Annotated in this window: 23 protein-coding genes and 1 pseudogene; 11 read left to right on the top strand and 13 right to left on the bottom strand. The window is 62.8% G+C overall.

The window, feature by feature from the left end; genetic code table 11:
• Nucleotides 1–9: 9 nt before the first annotated feature.
• Entirely contained in the window at nt 10–1,437 is a 1,428-nt protein-coding gene (locus tag EJ072_RS35660) for a family 16 glycosylhydrolase (RefSeq protein ID WP_126083423.1), read from the bottom strand.
• Between the two features lie 460 nt (nt 1,438–1,897).
• On the opposite strand from EJ072_RS35660, the gene EJ072_RS35655 reads away from it, so the two are divergent.
• Nucleotides 1,898–2,341 (top strand): SRPBCC family protein, encoded by a 444-nt coding sequence (locus tag EJ072_RS35655; RefSeq protein WP_126061566.1) that lies wholly within the window; start codon nt 1,898–1,900, stop codon nt 2,339–2,341.
• 139 nt (nt 2,342–2,480) lie between these two features.
• A complete protein-coding gene (locus tag EJ072_RS35650; RefSeq protein ID WP_126083422.1) occupies nt 2,481–2,720 on the top strand; it encodes a hypothetical protein in 240 nt (79 codons plus the stop codon).
• A 24-nt stretch (nt 2,721–2,744) separates the two neighbouring features.
• On the opposite strand, the gene EJ072_RS35645 is transcribed toward EJ072_RS35650, so the two are convergent.
• The 8 genes from EJ072_RS35645 to EJ072_RS36440 all read right to left on the bottom strand — a co-directional run bounded on the left by EJ072_RS35645 (nt 2,745) and on the right by EJ072_RS36440 (nt 10,456).
• Nucleotides 2,745–3,449, bottom strand: a complete 705-nt coding sequence (locus EJ072_RS35645) for an SDR family oxidoreductase (protein WP_126083421.1) — start codon at nt 3,447–3,449, stop codon at nt 2,745–2,747.
• Nucleotides 3,450–3,763: 314 nt separating this feature from the next.
• Nucleotides 3,764–5,017, bottom strand: coding sequence for a patatin-like phospholipase family protein (locus EJ072_RS35640; RefSeq protein ID WP_126083420.1), 1,254 nt, complete (start codon nt 5,015–5,017; stop codon nt 3,764–3,766).
• A 244-nt stretch (nt 5,018–5,261) separates the two neighbouring features.
• Nucleotides 5,262–6,524 carry a DNA polymerase IV gene (gene dinB, locus EJ072_RS35635; RefSeq protein WP_126083419.1) on the bottom strand — a complete coding sequence of 421 codons (1,263 nt, stop codon included), beginning with the start codon at nt 6,522–6,524 and terminating at the stop codon, nt 5,262–5,264.
• A 299-nt stretch (nt 6,525–6,823) separates the two neighbouring features.
• Nucleotides 6,824–7,384: a GNAT family N-acetyltransferase gene (locus tag EJ072_RS35630; RefSeq protein ID WP_126083418.1), complete on the bottom strand. Its 561-nt coding sequence runs from the start codon at nt 7,382–7,384 to the stop codon at nt 6,824–6,826.
• A 159-nt stretch (nt 7,385–7,543) separates the two neighbouring features.
• Complete coding sequence (locus EJ072_RS35625; protein WP_126083417.1) at nt 7,544–8,683, bottom strand: epoxide hydrolase family protein; 1,140 nt, start codon at nt 8,681–8,683, stop codon at nt 7,544–7,546.
• Nucleotides 8,684–8,965: 282 nt separating this feature from the next.
• Nucleotides 8,966–9,337: a hypothetical protein gene (locus EJ072_RS35620; protein ID WP_126083416.1), complete on the bottom strand. Its 372-nt coding sequence runs from the start codon at nt 9,335–9,337 to the stop codon at nt 8,966–8,968.
• 12 nt (nt 9,338–9,349) lie between these two features.
• A complete protein-coding gene (locus EJ072_RS35615) occupies nt 9,350–10,150 on the bottom strand; it encodes an NAD(P)H-dependent oxidoreductase (protein WP_245463252.1) in 801 nt (266 codons plus the stop codon).
• A 36-nt stretch (nt 10,151–10,186) separates the two neighbouring features.
• A complete protein-coding gene (locus tag EJ072_RS36440) occupies nt 10,187–10,456 on the bottom strand; it encodes a hypothetical protein (protein WP_210211621.1) in 270 nt (89 codons plus the stop codon).
• 106 nt (nt 10,457–10,562) lie between these two features.
• Here EJ072_RS36440 and EJ072_RS35605 point away from each other — a divergent pair, with 106 nt between their 5' ends.
• On the top strand, nt 10,563–11,489 hold the full coding sequence (locus tag EJ072_RS35605; protein ID WP_245467126.1) for a LysR family transcriptional regulator: 927 nt from the start codon (nt 10,563–10,565) through the stop codon (nt 11,487–11,489).
• A gap of 1 nt (nt 11,490) precedes the next feature.
• On the opposite strand, the pseudogene EJ072_RS35600 reads toward EJ072_RS35605, so the two are convergent.
• Nucleotides 11,491–11,760: pseudogene (locus EJ072_RS35600) on the bottom strand (helix-turn-helix domain-containing protein); the annotation flags it as partial.
• A gap of 158 nt (nt 11,761–11,918) precedes the next feature.
• Entirely contained in the window at nt 11,919–12,650 is a 732-nt protein-coding gene (locus EJ072_RS36435; RefSeq protein WP_210211620.1) for a tyrosine-type recombinase/integrase, read from the bottom strand.
• A gap of 981 nt (nt 12,651–13,631) precedes the next feature.
• On the opposite strand from EJ072_RS36435, the gene EJ072_RS35590 reads away from it, so the two are divergent.
• Together EJ072_RS35590 and EJ072_RS35585 are read left to right on the top strand one after the other, a co-directional pair.
• Complete coding sequence (locus EJ072_RS35590; RefSeq protein ID WP_126083413.1) at nt 13,632–13,823, top strand: hypothetical protein; 192 nt, start codon at nt 13,632–13,634, stop codon at nt 13,821–13,823.
• A gap of 653 nt (nt 13,824–14,476) precedes the next feature.
• Nucleotides 14,477–14,707 (top strand): hypothetical protein, encoded by a 231-nt coding sequence (locus EJ072_RS35585; RefSeq protein ID WP_126061553.1) that lies wholly within the window; start codon nt 14,477–14,479, stop codon nt 14,705–14,707.
• Nucleotides 14,708–14,787: 80 nt separating this feature from the next.
• On the opposite strand, the gene EJ072_RS35580 is transcribed toward EJ072_RS35585, so the two are convergent.
• Entirely contained in the window at nt 14,788–16,005 is a 1,218-nt protein-coding gene (locus EJ072_RS35580; protein WP_126083412.1) for a pilus assembly protein TadG-related protein, read from the bottom strand.
• A 251-nt stretch (nt 16,006–16,256) separates the two neighbouring features.
• Between EJ072_RS35580 and EJ072_RS35575 the strand changes: the two genes are divergently transcribed.
• From EJ072_RS35575 to EJ072_RS35555, 5 genes are all read left to right on the top strand, one after another.
• Entirely contained in the window at nt 16,257–17,552 is a 1,296-nt protein-coding gene (locus EJ072_RS35575) for a pilus assembly protein TadG-related protein (protein ID WP_245467124.1), read from the top strand.
• A 5-nt stretch (nt 17,553–17,557) separates the two neighbouring features.
• Complete coding sequence (locus EJ072_RS35570; protein WP_126083411.1) at nt 17,558–18,001, top strand: TadE/TadG family type IV pilus assembly protein; 444 nt, start codon at nt 17,558–17,560, stop codon at nt 17,999–18,001.
• The gene (locus tag EJ072_RS35565) at nt 17,991–18,422 is read left to right on the top strand and encodes a TadE/TadG family type IV pilus assembly protein (protein ID WP_126083410.1); all 432 of its coding nucleotides are present in this window, start codon (nt 17,991–17,993) and stop codon (nt 18,420–18,422) included. Before EJ072_RS35570 ends, EJ072_RS35565 begins: the two co-directional genes overlap by 11 nt.
• A 23-nt stretch (nt 18,423–18,445) precedes the next feature.
• A complete protein-coding gene (locus EJ072_RS35560; RefSeq protein WP_126083409.1) occupies nt 18,446–18,646 on the top strand; it encodes a hypothetical protein in 201 nt (66 codons plus the stop codon).
• A gap of 300 nt (nt 18,647–18,946) precedes the next feature.
• Nucleotides 18,947–19,231 carry a hypothetical protein gene (locus EJ072_RS35555; protein ID WP_126083408.1) on the top strand — a complete coding sequence of 95 codons (285 nt, stop codon included), beginning with the start codon at nt 18,947–18,949 and terminating at the stop codon, nt 19,229–19,231.
• Between the two features lie 70 nt (nt 19,232–19,301).
• On the opposite strand, the gene EJ072_RS35550 is transcribed toward EJ072_RS35555, so the two are convergent.
• Nucleotides 19,302–19,595, bottom strand: a complete 294-nt coding sequence (locus EJ072_RS35550) for a hypothetical protein (RefSeq protein ID WP_126083407.1) — start codon at nt 19,593–19,595, stop codon at nt 19,302–19,304.
• A 365-nt stretch (nt 19,596–19,960) separates the two neighbouring features.
• Here EJ072_RS35550 and EJ072_RS35545 point away from each other — a divergent pair, with 365 nt between their 5' ends.
• Nucleotides 19,961–20,731, top strand: coding sequence for a hypothetical protein (locus tag EJ072_RS35545; RefSeq protein WP_126083406.1), 771 nt, complete (start codon nt 19,961–19,963; stop codon nt 20,729–20,731).
• Nucleotides 20,732–21,109: the final 378 nt, after the last annotated feature.

The raw sequence follows: 21,109 nt of genomic DNA, 5'->3' as shown, positions 1-21,109 counted from the left end.
CCTGGACGCCTAGGCTGTGTGTTCGGCCGTGACGTTCAAATGGCTCTGCTGCAGTTCGTCCAGCGTGTAGGCGTGAATGTAGTCGATCTTCATCTGGGCCGGCGTGGCGAGATGATCCGGCGGCGCGCCGGCCTGGCCGCCGACCGCGAGATCGACCAGCATGTACATCGGCTTGTTCATGTCCGACGGGGTTGCCGCTTGCGCGACCTGCACGCCGTCATAGGTCCAGACCAGCTTGTCCGGCGTCCACAACAGGCCGTAGGTGTGGAAGCCGGCGGTATCCATGACGTTCACCGTGGATCCGACCGTCGTGTGCTGGCCCGTCTCGAGGGTATGCCCCGTCATCAGCAGCGAATTCGGCTTTTGGCCATACATCTCCACCACGTCGAGTTCCGGCGGCCACGAACCGTCTTCCGGCAGCAGCCAGAAGGCCGGCCAGGCGCCGGCGTTTTCCGGCAGGTCGGCGCGCATTTCGAAATAGCCATAGGTCTGCGAGAACGAGTCATGCGTGGTGAGCAAGCCGGAGGTGTATTCGTAATTGTTGATCAGCGGCTTGATGTCGGCCGGCGCCTGCGCCGCGGTGATGGTGAGCACGCCATTGTCGATGCTGAACGGATGCACCGAGCTGGTCGGCGCGTAATTGGCGTCGATATACCATTGCAGCTCGTTGTTCCGGGTCAGCGTGCTGCCGTTCGCCGCGCCCCACCAGAAGTTGGTGTCCCAAGTGCCGCCCTGGCTATTGTTGAGGTTCAGCGTGTTGAACTCGTCGCTGAAGGACAGCGTCATGCCGGACTTGTCGATCGGCAGCTGGAACTGGCTGGGCTGGAACTTGTCGATGGTCGTGTTCTTGAATTCGAGGATCTCGCCCGATCCGAGGTTCAGCACCACATTCGGCCCCGCCTGGATCATGCTGTCGTGGATGGCGGCGAAGGTAGTGAAGCCGTAGCCATCGAGCCGCACGGTGTCGTTCGCGGCGAAATTGACGATGGAGTCGCTGCCATTGCCCTTGGCGATGATGAAAGTGTCGGCGCCGCCGCCGCCGCCATCGATCAGCACATCGTTGCCCGCGCCGCCGTCCAGGGTCTGGCCGCCGCCCTTGGCGGTGATGATATTGTCCAGCGCATTGCCGAAGGCATAGTTGTGGGCGTTGGTGACGACGAGGTTCTCGACATTGTTGGGCAGCGTGTAGCTCATCCATGTGTTGATGGTGTCGACGCCCTGGCCGGCGTACTCGACCACTTTGTTGCTCGCCGAATAGAGGTAATAGATGTCGTCGCCTTGGCCGCCATACATGGTGACGTTGACGCCGCTGGAGGCCCAGATGGAGTCGTTGCCGCTGCTGCCGTTGAACGTCCCGGGCGAGGACGCCGAAAACCAATGGTTGGAAGCGCCGCTATAATAAAGAGGAACGCCTATCGCGTTGACGACGAAGCTCATCGGACACTCCTTCCTGGGTGGTGGCTGACTTTCAGGCCAACCTGCAAAGCCGGCCTATGGTTCCAAGGAATCGCGTCACAGTACAGTAAAAATTGCCATTCATCGATTAATGATTAGAAATGATTATGATAAGGTGTATCTAATGCAATTTAAGCGCGATAATTACACCTCGAATTACCCAATTTTACTCAATATTGCGAGACTCATGCCAAAATATTGGGCAGAATGCTGCTCGTGATCGCAATTGACCAGCGCGGCGCCCGCGATGAACGAGGGTTGAGTCGCCAAGCGCGACGGTGGACATTCGAGCCGGAAACCCGATCGCAGCACCAACGTCCTATCCCCGTCACAAAGCGGCACGGTAGCCGCGGGGCGAAAAATTTGACAGTCTCTGTCGGATCGGCTGGAGGTCGCCCGTCCTTAGGGCATCGATCAACGAAACCAGAGAGGATATCGAGACATGCCGAGCACCATCCACCTGCACCGCGTCCTGGCGACCAAGCCGGAGAAGGTCTACCGCGCATTCGTCGAGGCCGACGCGCTGGCCAAGTGGCTGCCGCCGAACGGCTTCACCTGCACGGTGCATGAGTTCGAGGGCAAGGTCGGCGGCGCCTACAAGATGTCCTTCCGCAACTTCACCACCGGCGGCAGCCATTCCTTCGGCGGCGAATTCGTCGAACTCGTCCCAGGCGAGCGCCTGCGCTACACCGACCGCTTCGACGATCCCAACCTTCCGGGCCAGATCGAGGTGACGGTGACCTTGAAGAAAGTGTTGGTCGGCACTGAGATCAACATCACCCAGGCCGGCATCCCGGACGCCATTCCCGCCGAGGCCTGCTATCTCGGCTGGCAGGAATCGCTGCGCAATCTGGCCAAGCTCGTCGAGCCGGAGATCAATCAATAGTCTCGGGCAAACCGGCGCGGTTGCCGTGATCCTCCCGCCTGGAATTGCGTCAAACCGAAAAACGTGGCGGCCGGGTTCCCGGCCGCCGCGTTCCCCAAGGTAAGCAATATTTCACCAAGCGCTGATAAAAGCCGCTGCCATGGATCGCAACAAGAACAACGACCTCTTTGTCCTGATGGCCGCGCTTGCCGCCATCGCGATCTACAACATTGCCTGCGGCATCAAGATGGGCGAAGTCCGAGGCAAGCTGCACTGGGTCGCGCTCTCGGATGATCCGACACGGTTCTGGAATATCGTGGTCGGCAATTCGATCGTCCTGGTGGGCTCGATAGCCTTCCTATGCGTTCTGTGGGTGATCAATTCACGCAAGCCGGGATGATCTGAGGCGGCGTCCTCGCCACCCTCATATCGCCCTTGTGATGCCCCCATCCACGCGAATGTTCTGTCCCGTGATGTAGGCCGCCCCGTCCGAAGCCAGGAACGAGATCGTCGCGGCGATCTCTTCCGACGTGCCGTAGCGCTTCATCGGCACACTGTCGCGGCGCTCGTTCGTCGTCGGCAGGCTGTCGATCCAGCCGGGCAGCACATTGTTCATGCGGATGTTGTCGGCCGCATAGGTGTCGGCGAAGATCTTGGCGAAGGCGGCAAGCCCGGCGCGCGCCACGGCCGAGGTTGGGAACATCGGGCTCGGCTCGAACGCCCAGGCGGTCGAGATGTTGATGATGACGCCTGATTTCTGCTTCTGCATCACCGGCGTCACCAGCCGGGTCGGGCGCACGGCGTTGAGGAAATAGGTGTCGATGCCCTTGTGCCAGTCCTCGTCGCTGATCTCGATGATCTGCGCGCGCGGCCCGTGGCCGGCGCTGTTGACCAGCACGTCGATGCGGCCCCAGCGCTCCAGCGCGCCGTCCGTGAGGCGCTTCAGGTCGTCATTCGACTGGTTGGAGCCGGTGACGCCGAAGCCGCCGAGTTCCTTGCCCAGCGCCTCGCCCTTGCCGGAGGAAGAGAGCACGCCGACCTTGAACCCGTCGGCCGCCAGGCGCTTCGCCGCCGCCGCCCCCATGCCGCTGCCGCCCGCCGTCACCAGAGCTACTTTTTCGCCTGCCATGTCGCTGTCCACTCGTTGGAATTGTTGAAAGCGATCCTGTTAGCATGCGCGGGGCAGGTGATGAACCGGATTGGATTGCGCCAAGGCGATTAGCGAAAGCCGCGGAGCGCCTAATCTCCCTCCTTGTGGGGGAGATGGTCGGCAGACCAGAGGGGGGCGCTGTCCCGCCAGCGTATCAGCGGTATCCATGTCTCCACTACCAATAGGTGGGCGTCCAGGCATTGCCAGCGCCGCGTTCCTTCGCGCCCCCTCTGTCCTGCCGGACATCTCCCCCACAAGGGGGGAGATCAGCAGCTTCGGCGCCTCGCTCAAACCTAAAAAACACCCATCAGCGCCTTCGAAACCCTCGCGCAGCGCCCCGGCGTCACATCGCCCGGCTTCAAGGGCACGCCTTTTCCCGGCGCCACCGCCGGCTCGTACCAGCTCCGCAGCGCCTGGTCGGCTGCGCAATAGCCCCAGTTCACCAGGTCGACCGTCTCTTCGCTACCTAGGAAATGCAGTGAGGTGCCGATATCCGCCGGCGCGGTCGCGGCGGTCTGCACGAAATTCGGCTCGCTCGCGTCCGGCTTGCTGGCGATCGACCAGAAGACGCCGCGCGTTGCCGCATAGTCGGGCCGGGTCGTGTCTTCGGGCAGGCCGCGATCGTCGGCGTCCTTGGCCGCCTGGAAGCGCGCCACCAGGTCCCGTCGCCGCAGTGAGCGCACCTGGTTGTCGGTGGTGTCGAGCACGCGTTTGAGCTGCGAGAACCAGTTCCAGTAGCCCGCCTTCGAAGCCTGCCAGGGCGCGCCGGCGTCGCTCACCAGCAGCCAGCGGCAGCGCTTCAGCGCCGGCTCGATGCCGTGATTGTCGTAGACGCCGCCATCGGTGAGCACGGCGCGGGAAGGCGGAACCGGCGCGCCGACCGAAGGGTCGAGCTTATCGTTCTTCCACACGAAGGGCGTGAGGTCGAGCCGAAGCGGCGACAGGAAAGGCGGGAAAGCCGAGGAGGCAGCCACCGCGAGAGCCACCGGCAGGTCGGCGTTGTACGCGACGCCAATGCGATAGTCGGCCACGTAGCGCCGCGACAGGCGAAACAGCGAGCCGGTGCCGAGATTGCTCGAGCAGAACACGAACCAGGGCTTTTCCGGCAGGCTCTTCAACATCGGCCTGGAGCCAGCGAACAGGCGCCGCTCATAGCAGGCGGCGACTTCTCGCGCCGCGCTCGAAAACGGGTTGAGCAAGCCCTTGAAGATCGACGGCGCATCGACGAAGACCTGCGAGAACTCCAGGATCCTGTGCAGATAGATATCGAAATTGCTGGCGACGCCGGCCGCGAAGACGAAGCGTGGCCAGAGCACCGCCAAGAGCCCGGCCGCAATCGAGCCGCCCGAAACCGAGCTCACCATGTCGAGCTTCTGGAGCAGTCCCGCCTCGTTGAGACGGCAGAGCGCGCCGGCGTGGAACAGCATGGCCCGGTAGCCGCCGCCCGACAGGCAGAGGCCGAGGTCGTAGCGCTCGGCCTTGCCATCGATGCTGGCCGCGCCGCCTGGCGCCGCCCCGGTACCGCGCGCTGCCGTCACACTGGCCATGAATGCTCCCCTCGTTCAGGCGCGGCTGTTCCGGCGCCTAATCCAGCCCAGCGCGGCCATTCTGGCAAGCGGCGGAATCGCGGAATTTCGGGGTTGGGAAGCTTGGGGTTCCTCGCCTCCACGAAGTGGGGGAGAGGTGTCCGCGAAGCGGACGGAGAGGGGGACTTCGTAGGGCGCTCCCCCTCTCCGTCTCGGCTTCGCCGAGCCACCTCTCCCCCACTTCGTGGAGGCGAGGTACTCTCCCTCACAGCTCCTTCTCGGCCAGTTCCCTGAATCCATCCGGCACCGAGCGCGGGCCTTCCAGCGCCACCGTGCCGTAGCCGACGGCTTCCTTGCCGAAGCGCTGGCGGATCTTGTCGATGGCGCGGTCGGCGCCGAAGCGGGCGAGACCCTTGCGGCTGCCGGGCTTCCTCTTCTCATCCATCAGGCCAAGCGGCAGTTCGAGCTGCAGCTCGGCATGCTCCTCCAGATGCGAGACGGAGATGGCGAGCAGCGATATGTCGCGCTCGCCGGGATTGGCGGCGAGCACGCCGCGCACCAGCTCCTCGGCGATCTCGGCCAGCATCACTGTCGCCTGGATCGGCTGCTCCAGCGTCACCGAGCGGGTGACGGCGCGCAGATCGGCGAAGCGCACCCGCACCGTCACCGTGCGGCCGGGCCGGTCCTTGGCGCGCAGGCGGCTCGCCACGCGGTCGGCCAGATGCAGAAGCGTCGGCACGAAGACGCGCGGCACCGCCGGCTTCCTGCCAAGCGCCGATTGCGCGCCGGCCGAATGCGCGCGGCGATGCGTCTCGAGCTTGCGCGGGTCGCGGTTCCAGGCGAGCGCGGCGAGCTTCTGGCCGGCGGCGTGGCCGATCAGCCGCTCCAACGCGCCGCTATGGGTGCGCGCCAATTGCCCGATGGTCTCGACGCCGATCTCGGCCAGCCTCGCCTTGGTCGCCGGGCCGACACCCCACATCAGCGTGACGGGCAGGTCGTGCAGGAAGGCGAGCTCGGTGCCGGGCTCGACCACCACCAGCCCGTCGGGCTTGGCCACCTGCGAGGCGATCTTGGCGAGGTGCTTTGTCTGCGCCACGCCGATCGAGATCGGCAGGCCGAGCTCGGCCTTCACGCGCTCCCGGATTTTCCGCGCGATCTCCTGCGGCGGCCCGAACAGATGCGTGCAGCCGGCGACGTCGGCGAAGGCCTCGTCGATCGAGATGCGCTCGACCACCGGCGTGAAATCGTCGAGCACCTTGATCGCGGCGTCGCCGAGGCGCTGGTACTCGGAAAAATGACCGCCGACGAAGATGAGCTGCGGGCAGAGCTCGCGCGCCTTGCGGCCGGGCATGCCGCCGCGCACGCCAAACACCTTGGCCTCATAGGAAGCCGCCAGGACCACGCCGCCGCCGACGGCGATCGGCTTGCCGCGCAGCGAGGGATCGAGCAGCTGCTCGACGGAGGCGTAGAAGGCGTCGAGATCGGCATGCAGAATGGTGGCGGCCGCGGCGTTATTCGTGGCGGCCATCGCGCGCTCCCGTGGCCATTTGTGTGGCATTGCAGCATTAGCTGCGTCTTTTGTAAGGGGAATTAATAGAACATAAAGAGAACAAAAGAAGATCGCTGTCAAGCCGCCACGCTTGAGCGTGCAAGTTTCCACAACCAGAAGCCACAGCCGCCGATAGAGCTCAGCTTGCACGATCGCCCGTGAAGGAAATCGTGCGAACGGGAAGGATTGTAGGTGCTCTGCGACCGCCCGAGCTTCGGGAATAGAGATTTGATCTGATGTTTGCGACAAGCCGGCAAGCGCATGAATGTGGCTGACACTCAGCCAACGGTGGAGTTCAACTGCTTTTCCATAACAACAAGTTCCAGGTCGGGGCGCAGCGGACGACCGACCGAAGGGTCGTCGTAGGGGAATGCTAGAGTTTCGCCCGTCAGCTCGTATCCACGCCGGCGATGCCAAGCGATCAATGCCTCACGCTGCCGGATCACCTCCATTCGCATCCGTGGCGCCCCAGCCGCCGCGGCCTGTCGCTCGACCTCCTGCTTGATCAACTTTCCGATGCCAGCGGTCTGCTCGTCCGGAGCCACGGCGAGCATCGACGTATGCCACGCGCCATCGTCGTCTATCGCGATGTTGATGCAGCCGGAGATCGCGCCATCGGTCAACCGGCGCAGCAGAAGAATGCGTCCCCGCGCGATGAGCGCACGAACGCCCTCCTCGCCGATGCGCGGTCCATCAAGCAACCCACGCTCGTTGGTCCATCCCTCAACTGCGCCATTGGCTCTGTATGCCCGGTTCACGACTGACACTATTGCAGCGGCATCGCCCGTCACGGCATCAATGAAACGCAATTTTTCTACTCCTGTCGAAACGTTCGTCATTGCAACTGCGATCACCGTTGGGGCGCCCCAGCATCCGGTTTTGGGGTCACGCCGTCTTCGCACCAGCAGGAGCCGGCGACGTGATCGACGCCTACCTCGCTTGTTCGCCCGTCGTAAAGCCTCGGTTACGATGAATTTGGTTCGGAGATATCTCCACCTTCAGGAGCGCGCTCCCGACACCGTCGCGATAAAGGCGCGCAGGTCGGCCAGCATCAGTTCCGGCTCTTCCAGCGCGGCGAAATGGCCGCCCCGCGGCATGTCGGTCCAATGCACGATGTTGTAGGTCTTCTCCGCGAACGAGCGCGGCGGCGGCAAGAACACCGGATCGGGGAGGGCCGCAACGCCGGTCGGCACCTGGATGCGGGTGCCGGCCGGAAGCATTAGCGACTTCTCAAGCCGGCTGCCGTAGTAGATCCAGGTTGCAGTCACGAACGATGCCGGCGCGATGTAGAGCATGATGTTGGTGAGGAGTTCCTCCTCGGAAAACTTGCTCCAGATGTCGGGGTCGCCATTGGCGGTTGTCGGAAGATCGGCCCACTTGCCGAACTTTTCGAGTATCCAGCCCGCCGCTCCGACCGGGCTGTCGGCCATCGCGATGCCGAGCGTCTGCGGACGGGTTTCCTGCTCGTGAAAGTAGGCGCTCTCCTGATCGGCAATCGCGGCCCGCTTGGCGGCGAAGGACTTCTCCTCGCCGGTCGTCGGAGCGGCGTCCTCCGCACGCACGGTCATCATGTTAATATGGATGCCGAGCAGAGCGTCCGGGCGATCATGCGCTGCCCAGGCCGCGATGCCGTGGCCCCAATCGCCCCCTTGAATGAAATACCGCGCGTCGCCGAACAGTTGAATCATCAGCCCATGCACGAGCGCAGCAGCCCGCCGCGGGCCGATCGGGCGCGTGATCGGGTTGGAGAACGCGAAGCCCGGAAGCGAGGGGACGACAACATCGTGCCCGTCCGCTGCGAGCGGCTCCAACAGCCGCTCGAACTCGAGATACGAGCCCGGCCAGCCGTGGAGAAGCAGGACGGGCGGCTTGGAGTCGTCGCCTTTCACATGAATGAAGTGGAGGTGCTCGCCTTCCACGTCGGCCGTGAAGTTGGGCAGCGCGTTGAGGCGCCGTTCGACCGCACGCCAGTCATAGCTGTCCCGCCAATAAGCGGCGAGTCGCTTGAGGTCATCAACCCTGACCCCCGCCGACCAGCCTCCCGCATCCGGCAGCTGGCTCCAGTCATAAGCCTCGACCTTGGCTCTGATCGTGGCGAGCCGTTCGTCAGGGACGTTTATTGTGTAGGGTGAAATCATGATGTTCTCCGCTTAAGCTGGGATGCGGTTCCAGGAAGAGGGTGTCCACGAATCCGATATTGTCGATCGATGTTCTGAGAGCCGAAGACTACTCGGCATACTGCTCGGTATGTAGCCGAGGTTGAAATCGAACCTTCTGATCTCCGTTTCCGAAGCGCGGTGCGTGGCGCTGGCGACGCATAGCCTTTGACCGCAGCCTGTGGACGAGCCGCTGGTCGCCGGAAGCCAGTACGTGCCATTTCGCTATCACCGCAGCTCTCACCGCCGCCTTCCTGTTCTGGCCTACACGGTCGAAACCACAATACTGAGATACCAGTGCGAGGGCTTTCCCGATTGGGAAGGCCCAGCGGGACGATGATGCGTCCCGCCAGCATCGCGCCATAGCCGGACGCGAAGCCGCTCAAGAGATTGCCGAGCGCGAACAGCAGCATCAATCCAACCGCTAGCGGCCGGCGCGGCAGATGCCCCGACTGACGCCGTGACCGTGGGGGCACCGGCCGTCACGGCGAGGGCATAGCCGGAAACGAGCAGACCAGCCGCCGGGAGCGTTATCCCGAGATCGCGCCCGATCCCGGGAACCAGGCCGATGATCACGAACTCAGTCGTGCCAATGGCAAATGCTCCCGCGGCCAGCGCGATCAGCGAAGGCTTCATGATCGTCGTGCCTCACGCGTCAACCGTCTCGACCACCCTTTCGACATGCGCGACGATGCCGGTCTGGCCCGGCGCGACGTCATCCGCCATGGTGTGGCGATCGGGGAAATCGCCTCCGTTCTGCGCACGGAACGGGATTGGCGCGTCCGTGAACAGCCCGGCGAGTCGCGCGCGCCAGCCCGCCTTGATCGCCTCGACCTCTTCGGCGGTGGAGACATGGCCGGCGCTGTAGACAGCGTGCGTGGGCAGCACATCCATGCCCGGATAGAAGAGCGCGCCGTGGGTCAGCGGAAAGAGCAGCTGCTCAATCGGCGCGTTGATCCCGCGCGGGCCATAGTCCACCACAGGTCCACCGGCCTGAACATTTACCAGCGCGCGCTTGCCCTTCAGGATGCCGTTCCCGAAGCGAAACTCGTTGGTGCCGTTCTGGTAGCCATAAGCGAAACCAAAGGCATAGACGCGTTCGATCCAGCCCTTCAGGATCGCGGGCACGCTGTACCACCACAGCGGGAACTGCAGGATGACCGCGTCCGCGGCAAGGAGTTTGGCCTGTTCGGCGACAACATCCGGCGTCTGGTTGCCGGTCGCATAGGCATGGCCGGATTCCATGATGAACGACAGCCGGTCGGGATTGGTGCGGACGGGAAAGTCGTCGGCGTCGAACACTGCTTTCCACTTCATGCCGTAAAGTTCGGATTGCACGATCTCGTGTCCGGCGGCGCCAAGCGTCTCGACAGTAACATCGACCAACTGCCGGGTGAGCGAGGTTGGTTCGGGGTGCGCAGATACAATCAGGATATTCTTCATCATCATGCTTCTCTGTCTCTATCGTGGAGTGGGGGGTGCGCTTCAGCGCTCGCTGGGATGTACCCAAGCCAGCGGCTTCACCCGATCATAAAGCTCGGTATGGGCCAGCGCGTTGGTGAAGTTGGAGATGAGCTTGGCGGCAAGCCCTATCAGCACGTCGAGCGCCTGACGCTTGGTGTAGCCGGCATCGATGAATGCCTCTGACGGCGCCGCCAAGCAGGCCCGGGGCCAAGGGCACATGTTTCTCGACATGATGGGCAGCATCGAAGCGTGCTTGCTCAGTATTGGATAAAGAAAACTGACGATGACCATCCTTGCCTCCCGCGGGAGAGATTGGTGAAGCTCCCGCGTCGATGCTTGCAGGATGGAGGCTTTCCGGCCATATTTGAAATCGATTATATTTTGTTCGGGAATAAAGGTGGTAGATACCAGCCGCATCGACCTCAACCTTCTGGCAACGCTCGAAGTGCTGCTCGCCGAACGGAACGTCACCAAGGCGGCGGCGAAGCTGCATCTCAGCCAGCCGGCAGTCAGTGCGCAACTCGCGCGGCTGCGGGATTTGTTCGACGATCCCTTGCTTCTTCCCGCCCAGCGCGGAATGACCCCGACCGCCAAGGCAACAGAACTTGCCCCGCAATTGCGCGAGGCGTTGGATCGGGTGCGCTCGACACTGCAATCCCACAGGGACTTCGATCCCGAAACGGCGCAACTCGCTGTGTCGATCGCTTGCTCGGATTATGTCCAGGCAGCCGTTGTGATGCCGCTCGTCTTAGCGCTCCGGCGGATAGCACCAGGCGTGCGCGTGGCGGTTTGGCACCTGTCCCCCGCCCTCATGGAACAGCAGTTGGCGAACGGCGATATCGATTTGGTGATCGCCACACCCGATCCCGCGATGCCGCATCTACGTGCATGTCATCTTTACGAGGAAACATATGTCCTCATCGGCAGGCAAAGCCACCCGGATCTGAAGCCTGGTCTGACGATCGAGAACTATGTCAGGCTGGAACATATCATCGTCTCACGGCGAGGCGGCAATTTCGAGACACCAGTTGACGACGCCTTGGGGGTTCTCGGTTATCGGCGCAATGTCGTCATGTCAGCGGGCTCGTTCTTGTTCATTCCCGAAATTGTTTCCAGCAGCGATCTTGTCGCGCTCGTACCCAGGCGGCTGTTTCGTGCCCAATCGGAAAGGCTGACGATCATCGATCTGCCCTGGCTGAGCGAGCGGTTCGATATCGGCTTGATCTGGCACGAGCGTTGTCACGGCCATGCCGGGCAGCGCTGGGTTCGCGAATTGATCGGAAAGCTGATGGTCGAGGGCGAAGACGACGCGCCGCGCGGCTAGACTAATCGGGCAGCGACAGTTTCCCGCCATCGCCGAGGCTATCGAGTTCGTCGAGCTCGGCGGCGTGGCGGCGGCCCCATTTGCACAGGTCAAGTAGAACTGGCCTCAGGCTTTGGCCCAGCGGCGTCGCTTCATAATCCACTCTAGGCGGCACCTGCGGGAACACCGTGCGGCTCACGATGCCGTGCGCCTCCATCTCGCGCAATTGCTGGATCAAGACCTTCTGGCTGATAGCGGGCATCAGCCGGTTCAGTTCGGACATATTCGGCCTCGAGCTTCTGATATTCGGCGTTTAGCGCCCCAATGGTGGCGTTCTCCTCGGCAGTGAGGTCGAGCGGTTCGCCCTGCACTTAGCCCAGGAGAAACTCGGTCCACTCGTTCATCAGCATACGACGCCGGTCAAAAAAATCGGTGCGCCGATAGGCTGCTTCAACCGCGTTGGCGATGCGATGTGCCAAAGCCTTGTCTGCGACTTTCCTTCGGCACGTTGGTGCATTCGGCCACCCAATCGGTGAACGTGCTGCGAAAGCCGTGAACGGTCGCATTCCCAACCTTCATGTCCCGCAGAACCTTTAGCATGGTCATATCGCTGATCGGCTTGTCACCTGTGAAGCTGAACAGCAGGCTCTCCGGCTTAACCTCGCCGTGTAATGCGAGGTGACGCTGGTGCAGCGCGCGCAGCAGCTTGACCGTAGCGGGGGCGAGCGGAACGACGTGGGCTTCCTTCATCTTCATTCTGGCCGCGGGTATCGACCAGACCGCCTTGTCGAGATCGAACTCGGCCCAGGTCGCCTTGCGAGCCTCATTCGAACGCACAGCGGTCAGTACCGTGAGCCTGAGCGCGTCCCGACCGAGGGTTGAGGGAAGAGCGCTCAGCGTCTTCATGAAGGCGGGCGCATCCTCATGCGGCATCGCGGCGCGGTGGGTCGCGCGACGGGTCTGGCGCGGCAGACCGCGCGTCACCGATCGAAGCGAAACTTCGTCCGGCACCAGCCCTTTGATGTGCGCGAAGTCCATCACGGTGCCGATACGCTGAAGCACCCGCTTGGCTGTATCCGGGATGGTCAACCAGATCGGCTCCAGCACGGACAGCACCGCCGCGCTGTCGACCGCTGTAACGGCTTTGCCGCCAATATGCACGTGCCGCTCAAAGCTCGACATCCATGAGGCGTGTCGCTGGTCCTTCCAGCCGCCCTTATCGCGTCGTAGCAATCGCGCGTCACCTTCTCGAAGGTCGTGCCGATTTACGGGTCGCGCGCCGCCTGGAGGTCGGATCAATGCCGGCGCGTACCGCCCTGCGCAGGTCTGCCGCGAGTATCCGCGCGTCGGCCAGTGGTACGTCGTGGGCGGGTCCCAGACCGAAATCCCGCCGCTGCCCGGCATGCTGCATCCGGAGCACCCACGATCGCGTTCCGCTTTCGCGCACAAGCAGATATAGCCCGTGCAAGTCGGCGTGCCTGCCGGGGCCAGCATGTTTGACCTTGAGAGTAGTCAGCGCCATCGAAACCTCGTTCTGAAGTCCCACATCGCGTCCCACGTTTCGATCCGGATTTTGTGACAAACTGTGGGACGAGCTGGACCGACAGTTTTCAAGTATTTCTCGCTAGATCAATAGGTTGAGACGTCCTGAAGGTTGCTGAGATTTCAGAACGGTATCCTTCACAGGAGTCGGTCCGCGCGCCCGCCAAGACGCGTGTCGAGATCGTGCGGCTGCCGGGCTACACGTGGTTTCCCTCCCATGTGAAGCGGCGCCTGACGTTGCGATCGTCGGCGACGCCGTCTAATTCAAACACCTTATTATGAGTGATTGCTAATATAATTGGGCGCTCCCGGCGGTCGGAGAATTTTTGGAAGATTTCTTTGCGCCTTATCCGAAGTTAATGCGGAACCTTGTCGCAGGTGCTTTGCTCTTCTTGCGCTGGCACGGCGGTGGTTGAGGGACCATCCGTTTTCGCCCGACAGGGAGAATTCGATGCGACCCTCGGCAACAATGAAGGCGATATCATCGCGGTCTCGTGCGTTCCCCCATCAGCATCATGCCGAACCTGTTCCAGCGCTGGCCGAGCGCCGCGGCGGCACGACATCGCCGGCGAGGGAAGAAGCCTTTGGGCGGGGATAATCGACAACCACCAGGAGGAAACCATGCTTGATCAGGCCGTCAAAGCCTATTCGCGTCCGCCGGTCATTGCCGCTCGCCGCGGGTCGCCGGCGCTTCGCCAATGCTGCGACAGCTACATCTGTCCGGTCTGCACGCAGGTCGTCGAACTGACGGATTATCGCCAGGTGCTTTGGCACCAGCAGCCCGGCCATCAGCCGATGGACCTCGAGGACTAACTCTACCTTGAACTTGGAAGGAGCAGTTGGAACGGCCAGTCAAAAAGGCGGACCCGTCAGCACGCCGTGTCTTCTCTCCTTTCGCCGATTTCAATGGCCGGGCAACGGCAGCTGAAAGCGATTGTCCGGCCCTTGGGCGACGGTCCGAAGCGGTTTTCAGACTGAAGTCTCAGCCGCCGAACGCAGAGGCCCGAGTCGCCGATTTTCAAGAAACAACAGCGCCATCAATTCATTTGGTTAGCAAGCCGCCGGACAAGTCCCTTCATCGGCGGTCGACCGAAGCGTGCCCGCCATTCCTGCGATATGACGGGCACGCCTTTCCCTTCAATCGCTCCTGGAGTTGCTGGCCGTGCAACCCGGCAACATGATCGCGAACCTGTTGCGGCACTGCTCCTGGCGCTGATGATCGGCGGCGTCTTCCTTCTCTTTGACAGGCCGCTCTGGCCGGCACGCCACGCTCGGATAATAGTCCTTCTTCCAATCGACACCATGACAACCGGATCGGTGCGCAAGGCCTGTGTCGAGCCATGCCTGCCGGCCCGCTTCGACCTCAAGCTCGCGCCGGCAAGGCCGCAGGGATGAAGCCGGCCTGGGAACCAGTCCGCGCCACACGCCGTTGACAGGGCGAAGGGATGGCCGCAGCGGAGGCCGCCATGGATCATTTCGAACTCATCGATCTTCTGTGCGTCATCGACGCATGCGTGAGCGACCGTTCGGCCGGGCGCGTCGTGCCTATGTCGAGGGCCGTCGAGGAACTGCGCGTGCTGACCGGCGATTTCGTCTCGTCGGACGAGGATGCGACCACCGCCTTGACGCAGGTTGCGCTGGAGCGCGGCTGCGCGGTGCTCTTCGACGAGCAGCCGGGCGCCGACATCATCGCGTAATTCGGCGTGGCGGCCGGGCCATCGATTTTCCATCAGGAGATCGGTCACCGCGGCCTTGCGAGCCGCTGCCGCTTTCCGTCTCACCTCGCCAGGGTGACCATCCGGCCCGCATACATCTCCCGGTTCCCCAGTTCGGCCGTGCAGTTCGACTTCACGGCGGAGTTTCCCGTCATTGCCACGGTGTCGCCCACCAGCCGCAGGCAACTGCCCTGGGCGCTCATGTCCGAATTTCCGGTATAGGTGATAGCCGCATCCGGCGCGTAGATGAAACCGCTCACCAGCGAGCCGGATCCGCCGTTCAGCGTCAGCGCCCGTGTGTTGCCATGCGCCTGGTAGATGGTGATGCCGGCATAGGGGCCGCTGGTGGGCGGCGAGAGGTTCACCTGCTCGTTGGCGTTGATGTAGAGCTGCGAGTTCTCCATCAGGAAGATCGTCACGCCCTGGCCGCTCAGGCTGCCATTGCCGCCCGGCTTTATGACGACGTTGCGCATGATGTAGGTGCCCGGATTGAGCGTGATCTTTCCCGACAGGGTCTTGTCGCAATAGGTGCCCGGCGAGAGCGTTATCGTCTTGCCGTTGGGCACCGGCAGGCAGAGCGTGTAGGCGGGCGGAACAACGTCGGCCAGCGGATCGAACGAGGCGTACTGGTTCTCATGCGGCGTGCCGCAGGAAAGCGTGGCGCTGGGCGGCGTCAACCCTTGCGTGGCGCCGACCGTCGAGACGCAAGCTGCGCTGACTACCGCCGAGCCGCCGCGGTTGACGGAGTCGGCGGCGTCCGAATTGGCCGCGATCACGCAGCCGGCCATCGCCACATTGGTCGAGCCCTGCAGGTTGACCGCGTTGTCGGCATGCTGGTTGAGCGCCAGCACGCAGGCCTGCGCGCCGGGCTTGATCTTGACCGAGGCGGTGCGCGTCGCCTGCCAGGCCGGCATGGCGCCGAGGAAGGCCGGCCGGCTGATGCTCGACGACGCCGAAATGAAATAAGCGCCCGGATCGCCGCTGGCGGAGGCTTGGAAGGCGGCGAGGCTGCCCGACAGCTCCTGCGCGTCGGCGGCGCTCATATTGGCCGCGAAGAAGGTCTGGCCCAGTTGCCGCAGGTCGCCCGCCGACATGCCCGGCTGGTATTTGGTGCCCATCGCAAGGCCGGCGGCGTCGAGGGAATTCTGCAGCTGGGCGGCGTCGTCGCTGGTGCCGATCAGGTCGATGGATGCTGCCAAACCAAGCATCAGCGGCACCATGGCAACCGCCGTTGCGACCGCGAAGTTGCCGCGCTTCGAAACCCAAAACCGTCCAAGCATGGCGCCCGCCCTCGTCGTATTTCACAGAGTGTTATGCGTGTGGTCTCTACGGGCGATTTCCAAAAAAGTTAAAATGCAGAAAGTGCTAAAATATTAGGTTTTACCGATGGTTACATCTTAAGTCCTAGGGCGGGTAGGCCTTAAGTCTGAGTATGCGCGGCGTAAGTTGGAGGCGGCGTCCCGCTGCGGTCCTACCGGCTCAACTCGACCGAAATAATTAGGCATTCGTTCATACGGCAATGATTGATGTGATGGCTGGGATAGCTTGGGCGCGCTCGGCCATGGCCTCTTCAGGTCGGTTCTTCAGACATCTTTTTTTCCGGCGCTTCATTCGACGCTTTTGCGAAGGCAAGGGCGGCAATGTCGCGACCATATTCGCTCTAACCCTGCCGGTCGTCGTCGGCGGGGCGGGGCTCGGCGTCGAGACCTCCTACTGGTATTATTCGAGCCTGAAGCTGCAGTCGACGGCGGATGCGGCGGCTTATGCCGGCGCAGTGGAAAAGTCCTGGGGCTCCAACACGGCTACCATCACCGCGGCCGCCACGACATCGGCGACTTCGAACGGGCTGGGCACAGGCACCATCACCGTGCACACGCCGCCGACATCCGGGGCATACACGGCCAAGAAGGCGGTCGAGGTGATCCTCAACCAGCAACTGGACCGGATGTTCACCTCGATCTTCACATCGAGCAAGGTGCCTGAGCGGGCGAGGGCGGTGGCCCTGATCAACGACGCCTCCTACGCTTGCATCCTGGCGCTCAACAACTCGGCCGCGCAGGCGGCGCTCTTTTCCGGCAGCACCACCGTCAATCTTAACGGCTGCTCCGTCATGTCCGATTCGACCGCCAGTGATGCCATCAAGGTGCAGGGCTCGGCGAGCCTGAAGGCCGACTGTCTGATCACGGTCGGCGGCATGGTGCTGAACAACCCGGTGACCACGAAATGCGCGTCGAAGATCACACAGGCCTTGCCGGCCGCCGATCCTTTCTCCTCCCTGCCGGCGCCCGCGGTCACGAACCCGTGCAGGAATGTCAACGCCAGCAAGACGACGCAAACACTACAGCCTGGCACCTATTGCAGTGGCATGAACCTCAACGGCAATGTCGCGCTCTCTTCCGGGACCTATGTCGTCCAGGGGAATTTGAAGATCAACGCGGGTGCGGTCATCACCTGCGCCGCCCCTTGCACCAACGGCGTAACCATCTTCATGTCCGGCAGCAACACCGTCAGCATGAACGGCAACGCCACAGTGAATCTGAGCGCGCCGACCTCGGGCACCTATTCCGGTGTGCTGTTCTACGGCGACAGGACTGGCGTCTGGGCACAGAGCACCTTCAACGGTACCGCGACCTCCTTGCTGACCGGCGCCATCTACTTCCCCAAGCAGCAGGTCAACTATCTCGGCAATTTCTCCGGCAAGGGTGGCTGCACGCAGGTCGTTGCGGACACGGTTCAGTGGTCAGGCAATTCCACCATCAATCAGGACTGCACGGCCTATGGGATGGATGGCATCACGGCCGCAACGTCCATAGTGCTCGTCGAGTAGCGGCCATGCAGCCACCGGCGATCCGTTTCCGCAGAGACCGATCCGGCGCCGCCGCGGTCGAATTCGCGCTTGTGCTGCCGGTGCTGTGCGTCGCCCTGCTGGGCACCGTCGACGGCTGGTCCTACGTCACCAACTCGCTTTCGATGCGCGCCGGTGTGAAGACGGCGGCAAACCTGGTCCTGGCGGGATCCGGCGACGACAGCAGCACGCGGGCAGCCGCGCTGGCGAGTTGGGAGAAAAAGCCTACGGACGCGGCGGTCACCGTCAATCGCGTCTATAAATGCGGGACGATCGTAGTGGCGTCGGCGTCGACCATGTGCGCGGGATCGAAAGTGCCCACGATCTTCGTCGAGATCCAGGCCTCGGGCACCTGGAGTCCGCCCTTTGCCTTCGGCCCCTTTCCGCACGACACCGCGATGGGCCACCAGCAGGTGATCCGTGTCCGCTGAACAGAGAGCCAAGGCGTTTACCGCCAACGCCTCTGGCGGCGCCGCGATCGAGTTTGCGCTCATTGTGCCTTTCCTGATCATGCTGCTCTTCGGCATCTTCGCCTTCGGCTGGTCGATGAACTCCGAGTCCAGCGTGCGCTATGCGCTGGAGGCCTCCGCCCGCTCGCTGCAGCTCAACAACACGCTGACCCAGGCCGACATACAGGCGATCGCGACCCAGAAGCTGCAGGCGCTCGGCTTGCAGAACGTCAACGTCACGATCACCACCGATCCGGCGAGCGGCGGCTTCTGCATGGCGCATGTCAACGCCAGCTACGCGTTCGTCATCAACTTCCCCTATTTCAGCGAGTACCCGGTCAACTATGCGACCACGGTGAACGTGCCGCTGCTCAACAGCGTGCAAGGAGCTTGCCCTCAGTAACAGTCGGAACTGAATCGGCCAATTTGTGCCTTTTTGCGAAGCAGAAGCTGAAGGCGCTCGGCCTGCAAAATGTGAACGTCACGATCACCATCGATCCGGCGAGCGGCGGCTTCCGCATGGCCCATGTCAACGCCAGCTACGCCTTCGTCATCAACTTCCCCTATTTCAGTGATTATCCGATCAACTACACGACGTCCGTGACCGTGCCGCTGGTCGGCGGCTAGAGCAATTCCAGGAAAAGTGCGAGCGGTCAGGCTCGGCGTCTTCGCCGTAGCCTTCCGTTCGGAATTGCGCAAAAACAAGGAGATAGAGCGGTTCGCCGTTTCCGTGAAACGGTGAACAGCTCTAGAAGGGCAGGGGCAAACCGGGCATGAAACCCGTCTCCTCGGGTGGTGCCGGCGGCCTACGTGCCGTCCCATCCACTCCGGCTGATCGGCGCATCATCTTAGCAATCTCTAAAGTCGCAAGCTTGACGCCAGCCACGAATGCTAGGGATTTGCCATCGTCCTATCAGGAGCGCAGCCATGACCTCTCCCGTCGGAAGCCAGCATTCCGCTGGCCTCGTACATCATTCGAGCAAACCTCAGGGATCGTCGGAAACCTTCCCGGGCAAGAGCGCGGAAAGCGTCGGCCACCTTGCAAAGGCCTCGGTCTCCGAGACGAATGCGGGCGAGCCGAACGCGCAAGGAAAAGCCGCGTCCCGCATCGCCCGCATGGATCTGACGGTGCTCTCTCCGACCGGCTCGGGTGAGGAGTCGGATACCTCGCCCGAGGCGCCGGACACCGCCGGCGACGTGGACGCCGCGTGAAACGGTCCCCTCCGCGACCGCACTAAAACGGAGATAGGCGGTCCCCCGTTTCAAGAGACGCTGCAACGCCCTAGCAGCCTTCCGCTGTCGTCTTCATCTGCCCGGGAGCGTTCGATTTGGCGCTGGTGTCCTGTTGTCCAGGGGCTGCCTGCTTCGCGGTTCCGGTCGTCTGTTGTCCGGGGGCGCAATCCTTCGCCGAGTTTGGATTGGTCGAGTTCGTTTTGGTCTGATCCGTGTCCTGGCTGCTGGGCATCGTCGTCGTGGATGAAGAACCCGACGAAGTGCCCGACGAAGTGCCCGACTGCGCTGTCGCCAGACCCCCGGACAGAGCAAGCAGGGCGGCGGCAAGAAGAATGCGTTTCATGACGATTGGTCCTTTCAGGTAACGTCCCTTCAGTCATTTAATCCCGGCGGGGCAGGAGTGTTCCGAGCGCCCGAACGCGCTCGACCTGCGGGGCTTTCGCGTGCCCAATGGCGCCCCTAGGGACCATGGTCCGGCGAGACAAGGGCCCTCATTTTTCCAAACGGCCCAAAAGCGCTCGGCCCTTTGTATTTCTGTGTCATTTCAATGAGTTAACGGAATTTTTTGGAAGAGTGCGGGGCAATGACGGCGATGCTCTCATTTGGCGACCGCAATTGCCTAAAGTTTATCCGACGCCGTTAGGAAATTCTCATAAGACGCTGCCTAGCGGTTGGGCCACGGTAACGATTCATCTGCGGAGAAGTACAATGACATTGCGTAAGACACTTCTGGCATCCCTTGCCATTCTGGCGCTCGCGGCGGCCCCGGCGCTCGCCGGCAACGGCCATGGCGGCGGCAATGGCGGTAGCCACGGCGGCAATGGCGGCAATGGAAACGGCGGCGGCAATGCCGGTGGCAACGGCAAGAGCGGCGCAGAGCACGGCAAGTCGGCTTCTGCTCACGGCCACAACAAGGGCACCGACGACAGCGCGACCGACGACACCACGACAGCCGCCACGCCGAAGGAGAAGAACCTTCACGCCAAGCTCGGCCGGCTGAACTCGCTGCAGCGCAACATCAACGCCTATATGAATTCCAAGAGCAAGAAGTTCGCTGGCATCCAGGCCTATGTGACAGCGGCAGCGGCAGCTCAGAACGCGCAGGCTGCGCTCGACGCTGCTAATGCCCAGCTGACCACCGACCAGAACAAGCTCGCCGATCTCACCCAGCAGCTCGCCGATCTCAACGCGACTGACACGACGGGCTTCACGCCCGAACAGCAGGCGGCTCTCGATGCGCAGATCACCGATGTGCAGTCGCAGATCGATGCCCAGAACGCGGCGATCACCGCTGACACCCAGGCGGTCGCGGATGCCCAAACCGCGGTTACCAATACACCCGCCCCGGACGACGCGACGTTGGACGCCGCCCTGCAAGACATGGCCAACAAGCCGGTCGACCAGGAAGTGACGGACTGGGCCAAGGGCGTGCTTGCCGACAAGATCGACCAGGCCGCCGCAGCGACGACGACGCCGTAAGTCCAAACGAACCGACCAGAGGGTGGACGAAACGCCGCCGGGCCTCGCCCGGCGGCTTTTTTGTCCGCACCGCCTCGGCGTGAAGCCGTCGGCGCGCCAGGCCGGGCCTATTTCGGCGGCGCGTCAGACCTCAGTCGTCTTGCCTTCGGCGACGCACGGCGCCTATGTCATCGTTGCGCTCCCTGTTCTTGCCCCTCCATGGCGCATGGTTCGGGCTCCGCTCCCCCCAGCGGAACCGAGCCCAGATATGGGGAGTTCAGGAGACGACAGTCGATTCCCCCGGGATGTAGCTGCTCCTTCATCGAGCCCGCCACTGGTTCAGGCACCAGTCGGCGGGCTTTTGATGCCGGCCGGAGCAGTCCGGCCGAGGGCAGTTCC

The organism is Mesorhizobium sp. M2A.F.Ca.ET.046.03.2.1, from assembly GCF_003952425.1.
Taxonomy (GTDB): domain Bacteria; phylum Pseudomonadota; class Alphaproteobacteria; order Rhizobiales; family Rhizobiaceae; genus Mesorhizobium.
This window is presented reverse-complemented; position numbering and strand designations above follow the sequence as displayed.